This is a genomic window from Nocardioides nitrophenolicus, from assembly GCF_016907515.1.
GTDB classification, from domain to species: Bacteria; Actinomycetota; Actinomycetes; order Propionibacteriales; family Nocardioidaceae; genus Nocardioides; species Nocardioides nitrophenolicus.
In genome coordinates this window covers 3,207,253-3,226,289 of record NZ_JAFBBY010000001.1, presented here as the reverse complement: position 1 = coordinate 3,226,289, position 19,037 = coordinate 3,207,253, and the positions used below count along the sequence as shown (strand labels likewise).

Here is a 19,037-nt window from a genome sequence, read left to right as displayed (position 1 = left end):
AAGCCCTCTCGACACCATCGAACCCACACCCTTCACCGACCGTCGGACAGAGATCGTCCGCCGGGTTCCCGGGCGGGTCCGGGAACCAAACGTCGAGAGCCCGTCGCGTTCGCAGATCGTCGATACGCCGGCCGGCCCCGGCCGACGCCGGTCAGTTGACCGGGGTCTTCGACTTCTTCGGCTTCTTGGTCTTCTTCGCGTCCGGTGTGACCTGGATCGTCTCGGCGACGGGTGCATTGAGGACGAAGTCCGCCTCGGCGGGCTCACCCCCGAGCGCGGCCGCGGCGACCGTGAAGGAGCCGGGGTCGGCCCAGCCAGCACGGCGGGTACAGCCGTCGGTGGACTCCCGGGCCTCGGCCCAGGTGAGCTGGATGGCGGCCGGCACCGCCCGACGTACGACGACCGACTGCGCCGCGACGGCCTGCGGGCACTGGCTGGTGGTCCAGACGTTCCGGCCGCCCTCGGCGACCTTGACGACCAGGCTGTCGGCGCTGACCTGCCAGGTGCAGGCCTCGGACTCGCGGGTCTGCAGGGACAGCGTGATCGCGACGTCGCGGCCGGCCACGGCGCCCTCGGCGATCGACGGGGTGACCAGGACGTCCGCGGCCGCGCACTCGCCGTCGGGCACGGCGAGCGTCGGCGTCGTCGGCACGCTCGGCGGCACGGCGCCGTCAGCGGCATCGGTGCCACGGCTGCCCTCGGCGCCGGCCGACTCGGTGTCGTCCGAGCTCGGGTCCGCCGCCGGGTCGACCTGCCCGCCGGCCTGCTCGGCGGCCGGCTGCTCCCCCGAACGGCCGTCGCTGCCGGCGGTGAGCACCCGGGCGATCACGAACACCAGAGCGAACGCGATGCCGAGCACGAACACCCGGCGCCGCCAGTAGACCCCGGGAGGGAGCTGGCGGGACGTGGGCATGGGACGACGGTAGTCAGCCGCGCCGTACGAACCCGGCTGACCCGCCGAGGCCGCCCGTGATCGACGGCGGGAGGCAGGTCACAATGGAGCCGCGATGACGACGAGCACCCTGGTCGACGCGGTCCTGGACTGGTACGACGCGAACGCCCGAGACCTGCCCTGGCGCCGCCCCGAGGCGAGCCCGTGGTCGGTGCTGGTGAGCGAGTTCATGCTGCAGCAGACGCCGGTGGTGCGGGTGCTGCCCGTCCACGAGGCCTGGTTGACCCGGTGGCCGACCCCCGCGGCGCTGGCGGCGGAGTCCTCGGGCGAGGCGGTCCGCGCCTGGGGACGGCTGGGCTACCCGCGCCGGGCGCTGCGGCTGCACGCCGCGGCGGTGGCGATCACCGAGCAGCACGGCGGCGAGGTCCCGGCGTCGTACGACGACCTGCTGGCCCTGCCCGGGATCGGCGACTACACGGCCGCGGCCGTGGCGGCGTTCGCCTACGGGCAGCGCCAGGTGGTGCTCGACACCAATGTCCGGCGGGTCCTGGCCCGCACGATCACCGGCACCGAGTTCCCGCCGCGCTCGGTGACCCGCGCCGAGCGCGACCTGGGGGCGGCGCTGCTCCCCCAGGACGCTCCCACCGCGGCGACCTGGTCGGTCGCCGTGATGGAGCTGGGCGCGCTCGTGTGCACGGCCGACCGGCCGCGCTGCGCCGGCTGCCCCGTCGTGGACCTGTGCGCGTGGCAGCGGGCCGGGGCTCCGGCGTACGACGGACCACCGCGGCCGGTGCAGACCTATGCGGGAACCGATCGGCAGTGCCGGGGCCGGCTGCTCGCGGTGCTCCGCGACGCTCCCGGCGCGGTCCCGAAGGCGCGCCTCGACGTCGTGTGGGAGGACGCCGGCCAGCGCGAGCGGGCGCTGGCGTCGCTCGTGGCGGACGGCCTCGCGGCCCTCGACGCCGACGGGCGCTACCGGCTCCCCTGACCCGCCGCGGCGATCGCCCCGACCGCGTCCGCGAGGTCGGCGACGGACTGCTCCAGGGTGGCCGTGCCGCGGTCGAGCGGCAGGTCGAGCTGGAGTCCCATCAGCGCCGCGTCGAGCAGGTTCGCGGCCCGCGGCGCGAGCTCGGGGCTGCACCCCGCCCGCACCAGGAGGTCGGCGAGCGCCCGCAGCCAGGTCCGGTTCGACTCACCCACGACGCTGGCGTAGGGCTCCTTGCCGAGCAGGCCGAGGGCCGCCGCCTCGACGTACAGGCGCTGGCAGCTCTCGAGCTGACCCTGCGTCGTCGACGCCTCCCACAGCGCGATGACGGTCTCGCGCACCGACGGTGCGGCCGGCAGCGAGCGGACCAGCCCGACGGACCGCTCGTTCGAGGTGTGCAGCACGGTCGCGACCAGGTCGTCCTTGCCGGAGAAGTGGTAGAGCAGCATCCGGTCGCTGGTGCCGAGCGCGGCGGCGAGCGGGCGCAGGCTGAGCCCGATCAGGCCGTGGGCGAGGACGTGGTCGGTCGCCGCCTCGGCGAGCTGTCCCCGCCGGTCGCCCTCTCGAGCCGTCGTCGCCGTCTCCACGCGTCGAATGTAGCAGGTGCTACAGTATGTAGCAGTTGCTACACGCCCCGCGGAGCGGGCAGAGAGGAAGGTGCGCCATGGCGATCGCCTGGGCGCTCCTGATGGCCGCCATCGGGGTCGAGGTCGCGGCGAGCGCCGCCCTCCCCCGGACCCAGAGCTTCCGCGACCCGCTGTGGACCGTCGTGGTCCTGGCGGGCTACGCCACGTCCATCTGGCTGCTCGCCATGGTGGTCAAGCACCTGCCGGTCTCGGTCGCGTACGCCGTGTGGGCCGGGCTCGGCACCGCCGGCATGGCCGTGGTCGGCGTGCTCTTCCTCGGCGAACGCGTGGACCTGCTGAAGGCGGCCGCCCTCGCTCTGATCGTGCTGGGCGTCGTCCTGCTCAACCTCGCGGGCACCCACTGACCCGGCAGAAACTGGCGCGAAAAGTGCGCCGACCCGGCAGAAAGTAGCGCTACTTTCTGCCGGGTCGGCGTCATTCAGAGGCCAGTTAGTGCCGGGTCAGTCGTTGCCGGCGGCCGGGAGGTCGCTGTCGCCCAGGTCACCCGGCTCGGCGATGGTCTCGGCGACCGTCTCGAGCGGCGGGAGGTCGGGCAGGGCGCCGACCTTCTGTCCCTCGAAGGTGAAGGTGGCGTTGGCACCCTCGCCGTCGACGTCCACGAGCACGATCTGGCCGGGGCCGACCTCGCCGTAGAGCATCTTCTCGGCGAGCACGTCCTCGATCTCGCGCTGGATCGTGCGGCGCAACGGCCGGGCACCCAGGACCGGGTCGAAGCCCCGCTCGGCGAGCAGGTTCTTGGCCTTCTGGGTCAGCTCGAGCTGCATGTCGCGGTCCTTGAGCCGGACCTCGACCGCGTTGATCATGTTGTCGACCATCGCGACGATCTGCTCCTGCGACAGCGGCGGGAACACGATGATCTCGTCGACGCGGTTGAGGAACTCGGGGCGGAAGTGCTGCTTGAGCTCCTCGGAGACCTTGCCCTTCATCCGCTCGTAGGAGCCAGCCGCGTCACCGGCCTGGTTGAAGCCCAGGTTGATGCCCTTGGCGATGTCGCGCGTGCCGAGGTTGGTAGTCATGATGATGACGCAGTTCTTGAAGTCCACGACCCGGCCCTGCGAGTCGGTCAGGCGACCTTCCTCGAGGATCTGCAGCAGGCTGTTGAAGATGTCGGGGTGGGCCTTCTCGACCTCGTCGAAGAGCACGACCGAGAACGGCTTGCGGCGCACCTTCTCGGTGAGCTGGCCGCCCTCCTCGTAGCCGACGTAGCCCGGAGGCGAGCCGAAGAGCCGCGAGACGGTGTGCTTCTCGCCGAACTCCGACATGTCGAGCTGGATGAGCGCGTCCTCGTCGCCGAACAGGAACTCGGCCAGCGTCTTGGACAGCCAGGTCTTACCGACACCGGACGGACCGGCGAAGATGAACGAGCCGCCGGGGCGCTTCGGGTCCTTCAGCCCCGCACGGGTACGACGGATCGCCCGGGAGAGCGCCTTGACGGCCTCCTCCTGGCCGATGACCCGCTTGTGGAGCTCGTCCTCCATCTTGAGCAGCCGCGTGGACTCCTCCTCGGAGAGCTTCACGATCGGGATGCCGGTCGCCACGGCGAGCACCTCGGCGATCAGCTCCTCGTCGACCTCGGCGACCTCGTCCATGTCGCCCGCGCGCCACTGCTTCTCGCGCTCGGACTTCTTCAGGATGAGCTGCTTCTCCTCGTCGCGCAGGCGCGCGGCGGCCTCGAAGTCCTGGCCGTCGATGGCGGCCTCCTTGCGCTGGCGGACCTCGGCGATCTGCTCGTCGTACTCACGCAGGTCGGCGGGCGCCGTCATCCGGCGGATCCGCAGCCGGGAGCCGGCCTCGTCGATCAGGTCGATCGCCTTGTCGGGCAGGAAGCGGTCGGAGATGTAGCGGTCGGCCAGGGTCGCGGCGGAGACCAGCGCCTCGTCGGTGATGGTCACCCGGTGGTGGGCCTCGTAGCGGTCGCGGATGCCCTTGAGCATCTCGATGGTGTCGGCGATCGACGGCTCGGGGACCTGGATCGGCTGGAAGCGGCGCTCCAGGGCGGCGTCCTTCTCGAGGTACTTGCGGTACTCGTCGAGGGTGGTCGCACCGATGGTCTGCAGCTCGCCGCGGGCCAGCATCGGCTTGAGGATCGAGGCCGCGTCGATCGCGCCCTCGGCCGCGCCGGCGCCGACGAGGGTGTGGATCTCGTCGATGAACAGCACGATGTCGCCGCGGGTGCGGATCTCCTTGAGCACCTTCTTCAGGCGCTCCTCGAAGTCACCGCGGTAGCGCGAGCCGGCGACCAGGGCACCCAGGTCGAGGGTGTAGATCTGCTTGTCCTTGAGCGTCTCGGGCACGTTGCCCTTGACGATGTCCTGGGCCAGGCCCTCGACGATGGAGGTCTTGCCGACGCCGGGCTCGCCGATGAGCACCGGGTTGTTCTTGGTGCGGCGCGACAGCACCTGCATCACGCGCTCGATCTGCTGCGCGCGGCCGATGATCGGGTCGAGCTTGCCCTCGCGGGCGTCCTGGGTCAGGTTGCGGCCGAACTGGTCGAGCACCAGCGAGGACGACGGCGCGTCACCTCCGCTGGAGCTGCCGGTGCTGGCCGCCGCGGCGGTGCCCTCCTTGCCCTGGAAGCCGGAGAGCAGCTGGATGACCTGCTGGCGGACCCGGTTGAGGTCGGCGCCGAGCTTCTGCAGCACCTGGGCGGCGACGCCCTCGCCCTCGCGGATCAGGCCGAGCAGGATGTGCTCGGTCCCGATGTAGGAGTGGCCGAGCTGGAGCGCCTCGCGCAGCGAGAGCTCGAGGACCTTCTTGGCACGGGGGGTGAAGGGAATGTGGCCCGACGGCGCCTGCTGGCCCTGGCCGATGATCTCCTCGACCTGGGCGCGCACGGCCTCCAGGGAGATGTCCAGCGACTCGAGCGCCTTGGCGGCGACACCCTCCCCCTCGTGGATGAGGCCGAGCAGGATGTGCTCGGTCCCGATGTAGTTGTGGGAGAGCATGCGGGCCTCTTCCTGGGCCAGCACGACCACCCGGCGGGCACGGTCTGTGAACCGCTCGAACATCTGCACGCTCCTCACACGTCACACGGTTGTCCACGGGGAACAACTCCGCTCCCACCCTACGCGTTCCCCCGCACGCCCCCATCTCCGTCCGCTGTCAGCGAACGCCCGCCGATCCGGCCGATTTCCCGTGACCTGTTTCACCGGGCCGAGGTGGGGCACGTGTCCACCTCGACTGGGGAGTCTCGGGCAGGAGAGGAAGAGCGTGACCACGTACTCGAGCCAGGCGATCACCGACTTCAAGAAGAAGATCGCCCACAACGCCATCAAGATGATGTTCGAGGAGAAGGGCGTCGGCTGGGAGGGGGACGCCTCGACCGGGTTCAACCAGGGGTCGATGATCCCCTATCCGGCCCTGGCGGGGAACACCCTGCCTCCGGTCAACGGCCCGACCGGCACCGTCCAGTTCTTCGTTCCCGGGGTGTCGATGAACGCCCACGGCCAGTGGGACCGCGCCGACGGCGCCGCCCTCACCTCCTCCAGCTTCCCGCCGGGCACCACGCTGGTGCGCGAGGAGGAGATCGACAACCTGCCCGGCTACATCTGCCAGGTCGACCCGTGGACGTCGTGCTACCAGCCCTGGCTGGAGCGGATCGAGTCCATCCTCGAGGGCTGGGACACGCTGCCCGACCACGGCCGGTTCGCCCAGGAGGCCGGGAAGGCCAACGCCGCCGTGCAGGAGCTGACGCCCACCAGCGGCTTCGGCAGCCCGAACGCCGAGGAGTGGCGACCGACCTTCGCCGACCCGAACCGGACCACCGCCTTCGACCTGTTCTCCGAGTACGTCGGCGGCGACGTCGACTCCGACATGGTCTACGCCTTCCGCAGCAAGTACGGCCCGGTCCGGGTCGGCACCGTGCTGCAGAACCAGGGCCAGATCGCCTACGGCCTCACCCTGATCCTCGGCGGCGAGGCCAAGATGTGGGAGGAGGCCGGCAACGACATCATGGCGCTGTGCGCGGCCGCCGAGGCCGCCTTCAACTACGAGCCGCCCGCGTTCGACTTCAACATCGACCTGAAGATCGTCAAGGCCTTCACCGACCTCGCCGGCACCTTCGTGCCGGCCCCGGCCGGCACCGTCCTCAAGGGCGCGTCGGCGGTCGCCGGCTTCCTGCAGGCGGTGATCCCGGAGAACAAGGCGAAGCCCGACCCGCCGAAGCCGCTGTCGGCCGGCACCGCCGAGCAGGTGGCCAAGAACTTCGAGGAGGCGATCCTGACCCTGCGCCGGGCCACCTTCGCGCAGGAGGAGGAGCTCTACCACTGCGCCCGCCGGCTCGACGAGGCGATCGGCACCGTGAAGCTCGACTACCTCCACATCCATCCGGACGCCGGCCTGGACCCGGGCGTCGCCACCACCGAGCAGATCCAGGTCCACACCGGCGCCCTGCGCGACATCGGGATCAACCAGATCCCGGTCATCGCCAGCATCTTCGCCCGCGCGGCCGAGGACGCCTACGGCCTGGCCCCGGCCAGCATCTGGGCCCGCGGCTGGCCGCTGGGCTACGGCACCAGCGGCCCCCAGGAGAAGGTGGCCGAGATCCTGACCGAGTTCGACAAGATCACGACCGGCTCCGGCCGCGAGCTGGTCGACGCCGGCCGGAACCTCGCGATCGCCGCCGGCTGGCTCGCGGGTGCCGACCAGGACAACCAGGGTGCGCTCAGCGGTCTCCACGACGACCTGGGGCGCGGCGAGTCCTCGTGGGCGCCGACGCCGGAGCCCGAGCCGCTGCCGTACGGCGGCTACTGACGCGCCACCAGGCCGTGCTCGTAGGCGTAGACCACGGCCTGGATCCGGTCGCGCAGGCCGAGCTTGCGCAGCACCTCGGCCACGTGCGACTTCACGGTCTCCGGGGCGATGCCCAGCTCGCCGGCGATCTCGGCGTTCGAGCGGCCGGTGGCGAGCTCGAGCAGCACCTCCCGCTCCCGAGGGCTGAGCTCGCGGGCGGCGGCCGGCTCCGGGCGGGCGCCCGGCACCTCGGCGAACCGGGCGGCCACCAGCTGCCGGCTGACGGCCGGCGCCAGCAGCACCGCGCCCTCGGCGACCATCCGCACCGCCTCGACCAGCCGCTCGGCGGTCGCGTCCTTGAGCAGGAAGCCGCTCGCGCCGGCGCGGACGGCGTCGTACACGTAGGCGTCGAGGTCGAAGGTGGTGAGGATCAGCACCTTCGTGGGGTGGTCGGCCGTGATCAGCCGGGTCGCCTCGATGCCGTCGAGCTCGGGCATCCGTACGTCGACCAGCGCCACGTCGGGGCGGGTCGCGGCGACCAGGGCGACCAGCTCACGGCCGTCGCCCGCCGTGCCGACCACCTCGAGGCCCGGTTGGGCGTCGAGCAGCGCGGCGAAGCCGGCGCAGATGACCGGCTGGTCGTCGGCGACGACCAGCCGCAGCGGCTGGTCGGCCGCTGTCACGCGGCACCGCCCGTCGGGATCGTCGCCGCCACCTCGAACCGGTCGCCCGCCGCCTGCACCCGGAGTCGGCCGCCGAGTGCCTCTACCCGCTCGCGCATCCCGATCAGGCCGCGCCCGGTCCCGAGCTCGGCGCCCGGCAGCGCGACCGGGTTGGCGACCCGGACCTCCAGCAGGTGCGAGGTGGTCGTCACCTCGACGTCGACCGGTGCGCCGGGCGCGTGCTTGCGCGCGTTGGTGAGCGCCTCCTGGACCACGCGGTACGCCGCATAGCCGGGAGCCGCCCCGACCGGCGCCCGCACGTCTCCCGAGAGGCGGACCTCCTGGCCCGAGCGCCGGGTGCGCTCGACCAGCGCGGCGACGTCGGCGAGGGTCGGCTGCGGCGCCCGCTCCGCGTCCCCGGCGCGACCGAGGATGCCGAGCACCCCACGCAGCTCGTCGAGCGCGAGCCGCGCCTCGGCCGCGACCTCGGCGAGCACCCGGCGTCCGGCCGGTTCCAGGTCGGGCTCGGTGTACGGCGCGGTCTCGGCCCGCACCGCGATCAGGGAGACGTGGTGGGCCACCACGTCGTGCAGGTCGCGTGCCAGCCGGGCCCGCTCGGCGACCACCGCACCCTGCGCGGCGACAGCGCCCTCGCGGGCCACCAGCCGGACCCGCTGCTCCTCGCGCAACGCCGTCGAACGCAGCCACAGCACGAAGCCGAGCAGCAGCAGGAACGCGATCCCGTAGACGATCCCGACACCGGCCGCGCCGGCGCCGTAGGCGAGGTCGATGTGGGAGGCGAAGGGTGCCTCCATGTCGATCCCGGTGACCACCCAGACCCCGACGACGAGCAGGGCGAGCGTCACGGACACCACCGACATCACCGGCCGGCGCCACGAGCAGGTCAGCGCGACCGCACCGAGGTTGGCCAGCACGCCGAAGTGGAGCGGCGCGGTGCTGGGGCTGAGCAGGGTCGCGGCCAGGGGCAGCCCGGCGATGGCGAGGGCGAAGGCCGGCCACCGGAAGGCCACCCAGCAGGCAACCGCCATCGGGGTAGCGATCACCAGGCCGGGGCCGATCCCGAAGAGTGTCGGCACGACGTAGGCGACCGACGTCTGCTGGACGAACCACGGGAACCACTGCGCCGTGGCGAAGCAGACGAACACGAACAGCGAGGCGGTGACGCCCGCGAGGAGGTACGACGCCGGGACCGGTCGGTCGTGGGGTTCCAGGAGCGCGGGCTTCATGACCTCATCCTCGGGCGGCCCGACCGGCCGCGACCACCCTCGCCGGAGCGGATCGCGGCCTCCCCCGGGCGGGGGACCGGCTCAGTGCGCCGACTCGTAGGCCTCCCGCACGTCGGCGGGGATCCGGCCCCGCTCGGGGACGGCGAAGCCGTTGTCGCGGGCCCACTCGCGGATCTCCTTCGCGGAGGTGCCGCCGGCGGCCGCCGCCCGGCCACCGCTCCGCTTGCCGGCGCCGCCGCGGCCGGACTTGCGGCCGTGGCCGACGTACGGCGCCAACGCCTCACGCAGCGCGGAGGCATTGTCGTCGTTGAGATCGATCTCGTACTGGGCGCCGTCGAGGCCGAAGGAGACGGTCTGGGTGGCCTCGGTGCCGTCGATGTCGTCGACCAGGACGATGTTGACCTTCTGTGCCATGAATTCCTCGCTGGGAGAAGTAGGGATATTCGAACGAACACCGACAATGTCGGATATCGGTAGCGAATTCACACTAGCAGTCATTCGACGCAAAGATCAGGGTCGTACCCTGATGTCGGAATTCCTCGCGCTATCTAGCGTCGAGAACGTGATCGCCAGACTCTGCACCCTCGCCGCGCTCGTGTCGCTGGGCCTCGCCGGCGTCTCCGTTCCCGCGCCGGCGCTCGCCGCGGCGGCGACCGTCGTCAACGCACCCGCCCTGTCGGTGGCGGAGACCGCCGGGCACGTCACCGTGAAGGTGCGGCTCGCCAAGCCGGCCAGGAAGGCCGTCCGGATCCGCTGGAAGACGCTCGCCGGCACCGCGAGCGCCGGCGCCGACTACAAGGCGGCCAAGGGCACGCTGACCGTCGCGAAGGGCGCCCGCAAGGGGAAGGTGCGCGTCGGCATCGTCAACGACACCCGACCCGAGCCCGACGAGACCTTCACCGTCAGGTTCAAGCCGGCGCACGGCGCGGCGGCGTCGGCGACCGTCACGATCCGGGCCAACGACGGCGGCTCGGGCTCGGCCGGCGGAGGCGACGGCACGGGAAAGACGCTGCGGATCCCCCGCGTCATCACCGGCACCTTCTCCGGTCAGAAGGGACCGGCGTACGACCAGACCATGACCTGGAACGGCACCGTCACCTACGTCTACGACCCGACCTCGGACGGACGCGACCACCCGGAGTGGAAGCTGCAGAGCGCCACGCTGAACTGGAGCTATCAGAACACCTTCAACGGCTGTACCGGATCCGGCGCGGTCGGCACCTCGGGCTTCACCGGGACCTCGGGCGCGCGGATCCTCTACCCCAGCTACCACGACGGCGCGCCCTACGACTACGTCGTCGAGGCCGAGCTCACCAGCGCCGCCAAGACCCTCCCGATCACCTGCAACGGCGACCCGAGCGAGTACCACCAGGAGATCTATCTCGAGACCTACCAGCAGTCGACGGCGAGCCTCTTCGCCTACGCCGGCTCGCGCAGCGAGGGCTCGAGCCGCCAGGAGACCTGGAACCTCACCGGCAGCGACCCCTTCGACTGGAAGATCGCCTACGCCGCGCCGTGATCAGCGCTGGTTGCGGACGAACACCTTCTCCAGCCCGCGCAGGGTCAGCCACGGGGCCCGGTGGGTGAAGCACCGGCACTCGTCGGTGACGAGCGGGGCGAGATAGCCGGTCGAGATCACCGAGACCTCGCCGGGCGTCGCGCCGAGCGCCGCGGTGAGCCGCTCGACCATGCCCTCGACCTGGCTGGCGACACCGAAGACCATGCCGGACTGGAGCGCCTCGACGGTGTTCTTGCCGATCACGCCGCGGGGGCGGACCAGCTCGACCATCCGCAGCTGGGCTCCGCCACGGCTGAGCGCGTCGAGCGAGATCTCGATTCCGGGCGTGATCGCACCACCCACATATCGGCCCTGCTCGTCGACCACGTCGTAGGTCGTGGCGGTCCCGCCGAAATCGACGACGATGGCCGGGCACTCGAAATCGGCGGCGGCCGCGAGGGCGTTGACGATCCGGTCGGTGCCGACCTCGCGCGGATTGTCGACGAGAATCGGCACGCCGGTGCGAATACCGGGTTCGACGATGACGCAGGGAATGTCGGGAAAATGCACCGGCAGCATCTCGCGCCACGCATTGAGCACCGCCGGGACCGTCGCGCACACCGCGATTCCGGTGACCTCGTCCTCGCGGGTGCCGAGCAGCCCGCGCAGCAGCACCCCCCACTCGTCGGCGGTGCGGTGCTCGGCCGTCGAGACCCGCCAGTCGGCGTGCACCGCGCCGTCGGACACCAGTCCGAGGACGGTGTGGGCGTTGCCGATGTCGGCGGCGAGCAGGGGCATGTCAGTCGGTCCGGAAGTCCAGGCCGAGGTCGAAGACGACGACCGAGTGGGTGAGCGCACCGACCGAGATGAAGTCGACGCCGGTCTCGGCGACCTCGCGGGCCCGGTCGAGGGTGAGCCCCCCGGAGGCCTCCAGGGTGGCCTTGCCGCCGGCGTCGGCGTTGATCCGTACGGCCTCGGCCATGTCGGCGGTGGACATGTTGTCGAGCAGGATCTCAGTGCAGCCGGCGGCGAGCACGGCGCGCAGCTCCTCGAGGTCCATCACCTCGACCTCGACCCGCAGGCCCGGGTGCTTGGCGACGACGGCCTCGTAGGCCGCCACGACCCCACCCGCGGCGACGGCGTGGTTGTCCTTGACCATCGCCCGGTCGACCAGGCTGAACCGGTGGTTGACCCCGCCACCGCACCGGACGGCGTACTTCTGCAGCGCGCGCCAGCCCGGCAGGGTCTTGCGGGTGTCGAGCACCCGGGCCCGGGTGCCGGCGAGCGCGTCGACCCACCGGGAGGTGGCCGTGGCGATGCCGGAGAGGTGGGAGGCGAAGTTGAGGGCGGTGCGCTCGGCGGTGAGCACCCCCCGCACCGGCCCCGACACGGTGAGCACGACGTCGCCCGGCTCGACGTGGGTGCCGTCGGCGACCCGGCCGCTGATCGTCACGGTGTCGCCGAGCGCGTAGGCGAACGCGAGCTCGGCGATCGCCAGGCCCGCGACCACGCCCGACTCGCGCGCGGCGAAGTCGGCCACCGCGGTGCCCATGTCGGGCATCGCGTCGCTGGTGACGTCGTCGACCCCACCGGGCAGGTCCTCCTCGAAGGCGACGGCGACGTGGTCGTAGACGGCGCGTGGGTCGAGCCCGGCGCCGGCGATCTCGTCGAGGAGCGCGGCCGGCAGGTTGTCGTACGGCGTGCGGGCGATCATGCGGGCAGGTCCCCGTCGGTCGCGGGAGCGGCGACGAAGGCGACCGTCGTGGCGCCGTCGTCCATGGTCACGTCGAAGTGGCCGGCCCAACGCGCGTCGTCGCGCTCGGGGAAGTCGTCGCGCCAGTGGGAGCCGCGGGTCTCCTCGCGCAGGGCGGCCGCGTCGGTGAGCGCGGCACTGATCGTCAGCAGGTTGGTGGCCTCCCACGAGGCCTGGTCGACGGTCTCGGCGGCCCGGCCGGCGAGCTTGTCGAGCACCGCGGCGGCCTCGGCCAGGCCGGGGGCGGAGCGCAGCACGCCCACCCGGGAGCTCATCGTCTCCTGCAGCTCGCGGCGGATGTCGCCGGCGACCAGGCCCGCGGTACGACGCTCGGCGTCCGGCTCGCGCCACGGCCCGAGCTCGCCCGGCAGCACCTCCGCGATCCGCCGCGAGAACACCAGGCCCTCGAGCAGCGAGTTGGACGCGAGCCGGTTGGCGCCGTGGACGCCGGAGCAGGCCACCTCGCCGGTGGCGTAGAGCCCCGGCACGTCGGTGCGGCCGTGGAGGTCGGTGCGCACCCCGCCGGAGGCGTAGTGGCAGGCGGGCGCGACCGGGATCAGCTGGGTGACCGGGTCGATGCCGTAGGAGCGGGCGGTGGCCAGGATGGTCGGGAAGCGACGCTCCCAGAACTCCTTGCCGAGGTGGCGGGCGTCGAGCCACATGTGGGGCCGGCCGGTCTCCAGCATCCGCTTCATGATCGCCTTGGCGACGACGTCGCGCGGCGCGAGGTCGGCGAGCTCGTGCACGCCCTGCATGAACCGGTGACCGTCGTCGTCGACCAGGAAGGCACCCTCGCCGCGCACCGCCTCGGAGATCAGCGGCTGCTGGCCGCGCGAGTCGGGGCCGAGGTACATCACCGTCGGGTGGAACTGGACGAACTCCAGGTCGCGCAGGGTCGCGCCGGCGCGCAGCGCGAGCGCCATGCCGTCACCTGTCGACACGGCCGGGTTGGTGGTCTGGGTGAAGACCTGACCGAGGCCGCCGCTGGCCAGCACCACGGCGCGGCAGTGCACCGCGCCGACGCCGTCGCGCTCGCCCTCGCCGATGACGTGGAGGGTGAGGCCGGCGACCGTCGCCGGGCCGGTGCTGCCGTCCTCGGCCACGTCGCCGGCGCCGAGCAGCAGGTCGACGGCCAGGGCGTGCTGGATGACCTCGATGTCGGGGGCGGCCTCGATCGCGGCGATCAGGGCACGCTGGATCTCGGCGCCGGTGGCGTCGCCGCCGGCGTGCGCGATCCGGTCGCGGTGGTGGCCGCCCTCACGGGTCAGCGACAGCTCGCCGTCGTCGGTGTGGTCGAAGTTGGTGCCGAGCGCGATCAGCTCACGCACCGCCTCCGGCCCCTCGTTGACCAGCACCCGCACCGCCTCGCGGTCGCAGGCGCCCGCGCCGGCGACCAGGGTGTCGGCCTCGTGCTGCTCGGGGGTGTCGCCGGGACCGAGCGCGGCGGCGATGCCGCCCTGGGCCCACTGGGTCGACCCGGCGTTGAGCACGTCCTTGGTGACGACCAGGATCTTGTCGACCTGCCCGCGCAGGCGCAGGGCGGCGGTGAGTCCGGCGATGCCGGAGCCGACGATGACGACGTCCGCCTGCGTCGTCCAGCCGGGGCTCGGGGCGGTGAGGCACCCGGGCAGGTGCAGCTGCTGTGGCATCCCCGCAGGCTACTCAGCGACCGGCGGTCACGTCGCCCCGGGACAGGCTCGGGTCGCCGAAGGTCTCGGCCGGGTCGAAGCCGGTGGCCATGATCTTGTTGTCGGCGTCGACGAAGACGACGTGGGGCTGGTGCTCCTTGGCCTCCTCGGTCGTCATCTGGCCGTAGCCGATCAGGATGACCAGGTCGCCGGGGTGGACCAGCCGGGCCGCGGCGCCGTTGATGCCGATCACGCCACTGCCCCGCTCCCCGGCGATGGTGTACGTCTCGAGCCGGGCGCCGTTGGTGATGTCGACGATGTGGACCAGCTCGCCGGCCAGCAGGTCGGCGGCCTCGAGCAGGTCCTCGTCGACGGTGACCGAGCCGACGTAGTGGAGGTCGGCCTGGGTCACCGTGGCCCGGTGGATCTTGCTCTTCATCATGGTGCGCAGCATGGGAGTCTCCCTCGAGGGTTCAGAACTGCAGCGGAAGGTTGTCGATGAGGCGGGTGGTGCCGACCCGGGCGGCGACGAGCACCCGGCCCTCGGTGCCGGGCTCGGGGTAGTCGGGCAGCTCGCCCAGGCCGGTCGTGGTCAGCGCGAGGTAGTCGAGCTCGACGCCCGGCTCGGCCTTGAGCACGGCCATCGCCGCCCAGCGCGCCGCCGGGACGCCGTACGCCGCCCGGTCCTGGGCCGCGCGCAGGGCTCGGCTCAGGGCGACGGCCTGCTGCCGCTGCTCGGCGTCGAGATAGCGGTTGCGGCTGGAGCGGGCCAGGCCGTCGGGCTCGCGGTCGGTGACGGCGCCGACGATGTCGATGCCGAGGCACAGGTCGGCGGTCATCCGGCGGATCAGCGCGAGCTGCTGGTAGTCCTTCTCGCCGAAGACCGCGACATCGGGCCGGACCAGGCCGAAGAGCTTGGCGACGACGGTCAGCACGCCGCGGAAGTGCCCGGGCCGGCTGGCGCCCTCGAGCAGGTCGGCGAGCGGGCCCGGCTGGACGGTGACCGCCTCGGAGGCGACCCCCTCGTGGGGCACGCCGTCGGGGTACATCTCCGCGACGACGGGGGCGAACACCACGTCGACGCCCTCGGCCGCGGCGAGGTCGAGGTCGGCGTCGAAGGTGCGGGGGTAGCGGTCGAGGTCCTCGCTCGGGCCGAACTGCAGCGGGTTGACGAAGATCGAGACCACGACCGTGCCGTCGGCGCCGGCCCGCTCGCGGGCGATCCGCATCAAGGTGGCATGACCCTGGTGAAGGGCGCCCATGGTCGGCACCAGCACGACCGTGCCGCGACCGGCGAGCAGGCCCGCCAGGTCGGCCCGGCTGCGTGCGACAGCGGGCCTGGTCAGGGTCGTCACGCCGACTCCACCCGCGGGGTGGGCAGCACCCGGCGCTCGCCGTACGCGCTGAGCACGGAGGCGATGGCCTGGGCGCGGATCGGCAGCAGCCGGCCGTCGATCACCACCCGGTCGAGGGTGGCCCACGCCATCGCGACGTACGACGGCACGGTGTCGGGAGCGTTGGCCGAGATGTCCTCGAGATGGGCGGCGACGGTCTGCACGTCGCCGCGCACGATCGGTCCGGTTAGGGCGGCGTCGCCGTGGGCGAGCGCGTTGTCGAGGGCCGCGTCGAGCAGCGGACGGAGGGTGCCGGCCGGGTCGTCGACCCCGGCGGCGCCGAGCAGGCCCATCGCCTCGCTGACCAGGGTGACCAGGTGGTTGGCGCCATGGGCCAGGCCCGCGTGGTAGAGCGTGCGCATCTCCTCGGGAACCCAGGTCGGGCGACCGCCGAGATCGGCGACCAGCGACTCGGCGAGGGCGCGCTCCTCGGGGCCGGCGGTGAGACCGAAGACGCAGCCGTGCAGCCGCTCGAGGTCGACGGCGGTGCCGGTGAAGGTCATCGCCGGGTGCAGCGCGATCACCCGGGCGCCGACGGCGACGGCCGGGGCCAGCACCGCGAGCCCGTGGCGGCCCGAGGTGTGGGCGACCACCTGGCCGGCGTGCAGCGCGCCGCTGTCGGCGAGGACCTTGACCACATTGGGCAGCATGTCGTCGGGCACGGTGAGCAGGAGCAGCTCGGCCTCGCGGGCGACATCGCTCGGCTTGCGCAGCTCGACGCCGGGCAGCAGCGCCGCGGCGCGACCTCGCGAGGCGTCGGACTCGCCGGCGGCGGCGACGACGGGATGGCCGGCCGCGCGGAGACCCGCGGCGAGCACGGCGCCGACGCGACCCGCGCCGACCACACCCACAGTGAACTTGGGGGACATCGTGAACCTTTCGTTCCCGTCCCGCCGACCACTCGCGCCCGGGGGTGCGAGCCGGTGTGGGTACCGGACGTTGTGCTCAGTGGTGTCGTCCCGGGGTTCCGGGACGCCTCAACGGTACGCCTGCCCGGGGAGCCCCGGAACGGCTCGGTCCGGTGGCTTGCGTCACACGCCCGGGGTGTCTCCTAGGCTCGGCCCCATGTCGACGCCGTCCGTCCTGCCCGCCGGCGCCCGCCTGCTGCACGTGGGACCCCACAAGACCGGGACCACGGCCTTGCAGAGCGCGTTCGACCTGGCGCGCGCGGACCTCGGCCCGCAGGGCGTGCACTACGCGTCGCGCAGCCGGCACGACGCCCGGGCGGCGCGCTATGTCACCGACCGCATGGTCGCCGGGCGGGACCCCGCGCGGGCCGAGCAGGCCTGGCGGGCCGTGGTGGGCACGCTCACCGCGGCGGGGCCGGAGCGTCGGGTGTTCAGCAGCGAGTTCCTCTCCGACGCGACCGACGAGCAGATCGCTCGGATCGTCGGCGACCTCGGCACCGACGAGCTGTGGGTGGCGATCACCCTGCGACCGCTGGCCCGGATCCTGTCGTCGCAGTACCAGCAGGGCCTGCAGAGGCAGAGCCCCCACACCTTCGACGCCTGGCTGCGGATGGTGCTCGCCGACGACGTGTCGGCGCCCGAGCCGCGGGAGTTCTGGAACCGGCATCGCCACGACGCGCTGGCGCGCAGGTGGGCCGCGCATGTCGGCGCCGAGCGGGTGCTGGTCGTCGTCCTCGACTCCCGCGACCACGCCTTCCTGCCCCACACCTTCGAGCAGCTCCTCGGCCTCCGCGCCGAGACCCTGGCCGGTCAGGACGCCCGCGAGAATCGCTCACTGACCGCCGACGAGGCCGAGCTGCTGCGCCGGTTCAACACCGGGTACGCCGAGCTCGGGCTCCCGCCGGACCACTACGTCCGGCTGTTCCGCCATCTCAAGGACCATCTCAAGGAGCGCGAGCCGGCGCCCGGCGAGGCCCCGCTCGTGACCCCGGACTGGGCGATCGAGCGCGCCAACGCGGTCGCGGCCGAGATGGCCGCCACGATCCGGGACCTGGGCGCGACGGTCTACGGCGACCTGGACTCGATCTCCGCGACCCCGCTCGGCGGCGTCGCGGCCACCCCCGAACCGCCGGCGGCGATCGACGCGGCGGTCGCGGGGTGGTTCGGCGCCGGCCTGGCCCTGGCGGCCGAGCGGCTCACGGCGCGCGAGGTCGCCGCGCCGTCCCGGCCGACACCGGCGGAGGTGGCCGCGCCCGTGCGCGGGCTGCGCGCGCGGCTCAGTCGCCGAGGCTGAAGGGGTCGTCCTTCCGGACGTCGTAGACGTGCCCCGACTGGTCGGAGATGAGCACGTCGACCGAGGTGCGCGCGACCGTCTGGGAGTCGAGCAGGGTGCCGGGGGCCTCCTGGCCGAACGCCTTGGTGCGCATCGGGGTGGCGGTCCGCTCGGGGTTGATGCAGTTGACCCGCACGCCCGCGTCGGCCCACTCGTCGGCGAGCGCCTGGGTGAGGTTGACCGTCGCCGCCTTCGCCGAGGAGTAGAGGCTGTAGCCGCTGCGGCCGCGGGTGTAGGAGCTGGAGGTGAAGAGCAGCAGCGCACCCTGGCTGGCGGCGAGGTGCGGGTAGAACTCCTGGGCGATGAAGATCGGGCCGAGGTAGTTGATCTCGGTGGCGGCGTAGACCGTCTCCTCGGTGGTCTCCAGGAGCTCGCCGCGCGGCAGCACGCCCGCGGTGTTGACCACGAAGTCGATGGTGCCGGCCTTCGCGACCGCCTCCTTGGCGGCGGCCGCCACGTCGGCACGCCGGCCGACGTCGGTGTTGGTGGTCGAGCGGCTGAAGGTGAGCACGGTGGCGCCGTACGACTGGGCGAGCTCGGCGATGTCGGCACCGATGCCGTAGCTGCCGCCGAAGACGACCATGGTCTTGCCCTCGAGCGCGGCGCGGTAGCCGGCGTCGTCCTTGGCCCGGGGCAGGTCGATGCCGGTGAGCTGGAAGAGCTTGTCGGCGATGTAGACGTCGATCGGCTCGGTGACCTTCATGTTCCGGTCGTCGCCGTGGACCACGATGATCGGCTCGTCGGGCAGGTACTTCAGCACGACGCTGCAGTCGTCGGTGGCGGTGAAGTCGGGGTCGCCGGCGGCGACCTGGTAGGCCCGGGCCAGCACGTCGAGCCGGAAGGCCTGCGGCGTCTGGCCGCGGCGCAGCGAGGCGCGCGGCGGGATGGAGCGGATGGTGTCGTCGGTGGCGACCTCGATGATGGTGTCGGCCGACGGGATCGCGACGTCGACGGCGGGATAGCGCTCGAGCGCGGTGAAGCACTCGCCGATGATCCGCGGCGTCACGAGCGGGCGGACCGCGTCGTGGAGCAGGATCCGGGTCTGAGCCGCGTCGCCGGTCGCGACCAGGTGGTCGATGGCGCGCTGGGTGGTGTCGTTGCGGGTCTCGCCTCCCTCGAGGATCGCGGTGACCTTGGGGTAGCCGCCACCGCGGGTGATGTCGCGGACCGCGTCGGTGTGGCCGGGCGTCATCATCACGACCACCTCGTCGACGTCGACGTGGTCGTGGAGCGCGAGCAGGGTGTGCTCCAGCAGGGTCTTGCCGGCGACCTTGATCAGCTGCTTCGGGATGTCCAGTCCGACCCGGCTCCCGACACCACCGGCGAGCAGGACGGCGACATTCCTCGTCATGGCCCGCA

The 19,037-nt window shown here is 72.5% G+C and carries 18 protein-coding genes; 5 read left to right on the top strand and 13 right to left on the bottom strand.

Annotated features, from left to right (window positions below; translation table 11 throughout):
* Window positions 1-151: 151 nt before the first annotated feature.
* Window positions 152-913: a hypothetical protein gene (locus tag JOD66_RS15710; protein ID WP_204837792.1), complete on the bottom strand. Its 762-nt coding sequence runs from the start codon at window positions 911-913 to the stop codon at window positions 152-154.
* Window positions 914-1,007: 94 nt separating this feature from the next.
* Between JOD66_RS15710 and JOD66_RS15705 the strand changes: the two genes are divergently transcribed.
* Window positions 1,008-1,880: an HhH-GPD family protein gene (locus JOD66_RS15705; RefSeq protein ID WP_204837791.1), complete on the top strand. Its 873-nt coding sequence runs from the start codon at window positions 1,008-1,010 to the stop codon at window positions 1,878-1,880.
* Here JOD66_RS15705 and JOD66_RS15700 read toward each other — a convergent pair.
* Window positions 1,865-2,464 (bottom strand): TetR/AcrR family transcriptional regulator, encoded by a 600-nt coding sequence (locus tag JOD66_RS15700; protein ID WP_307823558.1) that lies wholly within the window; start codon window positions 2,462-2,464, stop codon window positions 1,865-1,867. The two genes, JOD66_RS15705 and JOD66_RS15700, sit on opposite strands and share 16 nt — an antisense overlap.
* 77 nt (window positions 2,465-2,541) lie before the next feature.
* Between JOD66_RS15700 and JOD66_RS15695 the strand changes: the two genes are divergently transcribed.
* Complete coding sequence (locus JOD66_RS15695; protein ID WP_239545256.1) at window positions 2,542-2,868, top strand: DMT family transporter; 327 nt, start codon at window positions 2,542-2,544, stop codon at window positions 2,866-2,868.
* 96 nt (window positions 2,869-2,964) lie between these two features.
* Here the strand turns inward: JOD66_RS15695 and JOD66_RS15690 are convergent, their stop codons facing one another.
* Window positions 2,965-5,532 carry an ATP-dependent Clp protease ATP-binding subunit gene (locus JOD66_RS15690; protein ID WP_204837790.1) on the bottom strand — a complete coding sequence of 856 codons (2,568 nt, stop codon included), beginning with the start codon at window positions 5,530-5,532 and terminating at the stop codon, window positions 2,965-2,967.
* 202 nt (window positions 5,533-5,734) lie between these two features.
* Here JOD66_RS15690 and JOD66_RS15685 point away from each other — a divergent pair, with 202 nt between their 5' ends.
* Entirely contained in the window at window positions 5,735-7,276 is a 1,542-nt protein-coding gene (locus tag JOD66_RS15685; protein WP_204837789.1) for a hypothetical protein, read from the top strand.
* Here JOD66_RS15685 and JOD66_RS15680 read toward each other — a convergent pair.
* The 3 genes from JOD66_RS15680 to JOD66_RS15670 all read right to left on the bottom strand — a co-directional run bounded on the left by JOD66_RS15680 (window position 7,270) and on the right by JOD66_RS15670 (window position 9,578).
* Window positions 7,270-7,938 carry a response regulator gene (locus JOD66_RS15680; protein ID WP_307823557.1) on the bottom strand — a complete coding sequence of 223 codons (669 nt, stop codon included), beginning with the start codon at window positions 7,936-7,938 and terminating at the stop codon, window positions 7,270-7,272. The two genes, JOD66_RS15685 and JOD66_RS15680, sit on opposite strands and share 7 nt — an antisense overlap.
* Window positions 7,935-9,164 (bottom strand): sensor histidine kinase, encoded by a 1,230-nt coding sequence (locus JOD66_RS15675; protein ID WP_204837788.1) that lies wholly within the window; start codon window positions 9,162-9,164, stop codon window positions 7,935-7,937. The genes JOD66_RS15680 and JOD66_RS15675 overlap by 4 nt, the downstream gene beginning before the upstream one ends.
* A gap of 81 nt (window positions 9,165-9,245) precedes the next feature.
* Window positions 9,246-9,578: a histone-like nucleoid-structuring protein Lsr2 gene (locus JOD66_RS15670; RefSeq protein WP_204837787.1), complete on the bottom strand. Its 333-nt coding sequence runs from the start codon at window positions 9,576-9,578 to the stop codon at window positions 9,246-9,248.
* A 148-nt stretch (window positions 9,579-9,726) separates the two neighbouring features.
* On the opposite strand from JOD66_RS15670, the gene JOD66_RS15665 reads away from it, so the two are divergent.
* Window positions 9,727-10,683 (top strand): Calx-beta domain-containing protein, encoded by a 957-nt coding sequence (locus tag JOD66_RS15665; protein ID WP_204837786.1) that lies wholly within the window; start codon window positions 9,727-9,729, stop codon window positions 10,681-10,683.
* Here JOD66_RS15665 and JOD66_RS15660 read toward each other — a convergent pair whose 3' ends face one another.
* From JOD66_RS15660 to JOD66_RS15635, 6 genes are read right to left on the bottom strand one after another with little or no spacing between them, the layout of a single operon-like run.
* Entirely contained in the window at window positions 10,684-11,460 is a 777-nt protein-coding gene (locus tag JOD66_RS15660) for a type III pantothenate kinase (RefSeq protein WP_204837785.1), read from the bottom strand. It lies immediately after the preceding gene.
* A 1-nt stretch (window position 11,461) separates the two neighbouring features.
* Window positions 11,462-12,376 (bottom strand): carboxylating nicotinate-nucleotide diphosphorylase, encoded by a 915-nt coding sequence (gene nadC / locus JOD66_RS15655; RefSeq protein ID WP_204837784.1) that lies wholly within the window; start codon window positions 12,374-12,376, stop codon window positions 11,462-11,464.
* Complete coding sequence (locus JOD66_RS15650; protein ID WP_204837783.1) at window positions 12,373-14,064, bottom strand: L-aspartate oxidase; 1,692 nt, start codon at window positions 14,062-14,064, stop codon at window positions 12,373-12,375. Before JOD66_RS15650 ends, nadC begins: the two co-directional genes overlap by 4 nt.
* Before the next feature lie 13 nt (window positions 14,065-14,077).
* Window positions 14,078-14,497 carry an aspartate 1-decarboxylase gene (panD, locus tag JOD66_RS15645; protein WP_204837782.1) on the bottom strand — a complete coding sequence of 140 codons (420 nt, stop codon included), beginning with the start codon at window positions 14,495-14,497 and terminating at the stop codon, window positions 14,078-14,080.
* A gap of 19 nt (window positions 14,498-14,516) precedes the next feature.
* Window positions 14,517-15,398: a pantoate--beta-alanine ligase gene (gene panC / locus JOD66_RS15640; RefSeq protein ID WP_307823556.1), complete on the bottom strand. Its 882-nt coding sequence runs from the start codon at window positions 15,396-15,398 to the stop codon at window positions 14,517-14,519.
* Entirely contained in the window at window positions 15,395-16,306 is a 912-nt protein-coding gene (locus tag JOD66_RS15635; RefSeq protein WP_204837781.1) for a Rossmann-like and DUF2520 domain-containing protein, read from the bottom strand. Before JOD66_RS15635 ends, panC begins: the two co-directional genes overlap by 4 nt.
* Window positions 16,307-16,502: 196 nt before the next feature.
* Here JOD66_RS15635 and JOD66_RS15630 point away from each other — a divergent pair, with 196 nt between their 5' ends.
* Window positions 16,503-17,639: a hypothetical protein gene (locus JOD66_RS15630; protein ID WP_204837780.1), complete on the top strand. Its 1,137-nt coding sequence runs from the start codon at window positions 16,503-16,505 to the stop codon at window positions 17,637-17,639.
* Here JOD66_RS15630 and JOD66_RS15625 read toward each other — a convergent pair.
* Window positions 17,623-19,029, bottom strand: a complete 1,407-nt coding sequence (locus JOD66_RS15625; RefSeq protein WP_204837779.1) for a bifunctional cytidylyltransferase/SDR family oxidoreductase — start codon at window positions 19,027-19,029, stop codon at window positions 17,623-17,625. The two genes, JOD66_RS15630 and JOD66_RS15625, sit on opposite strands and share 17 nt — an antisense overlap.
* Between the last annotated feature and the right edge of the window lie 8 nt (window positions 19,030-19,037).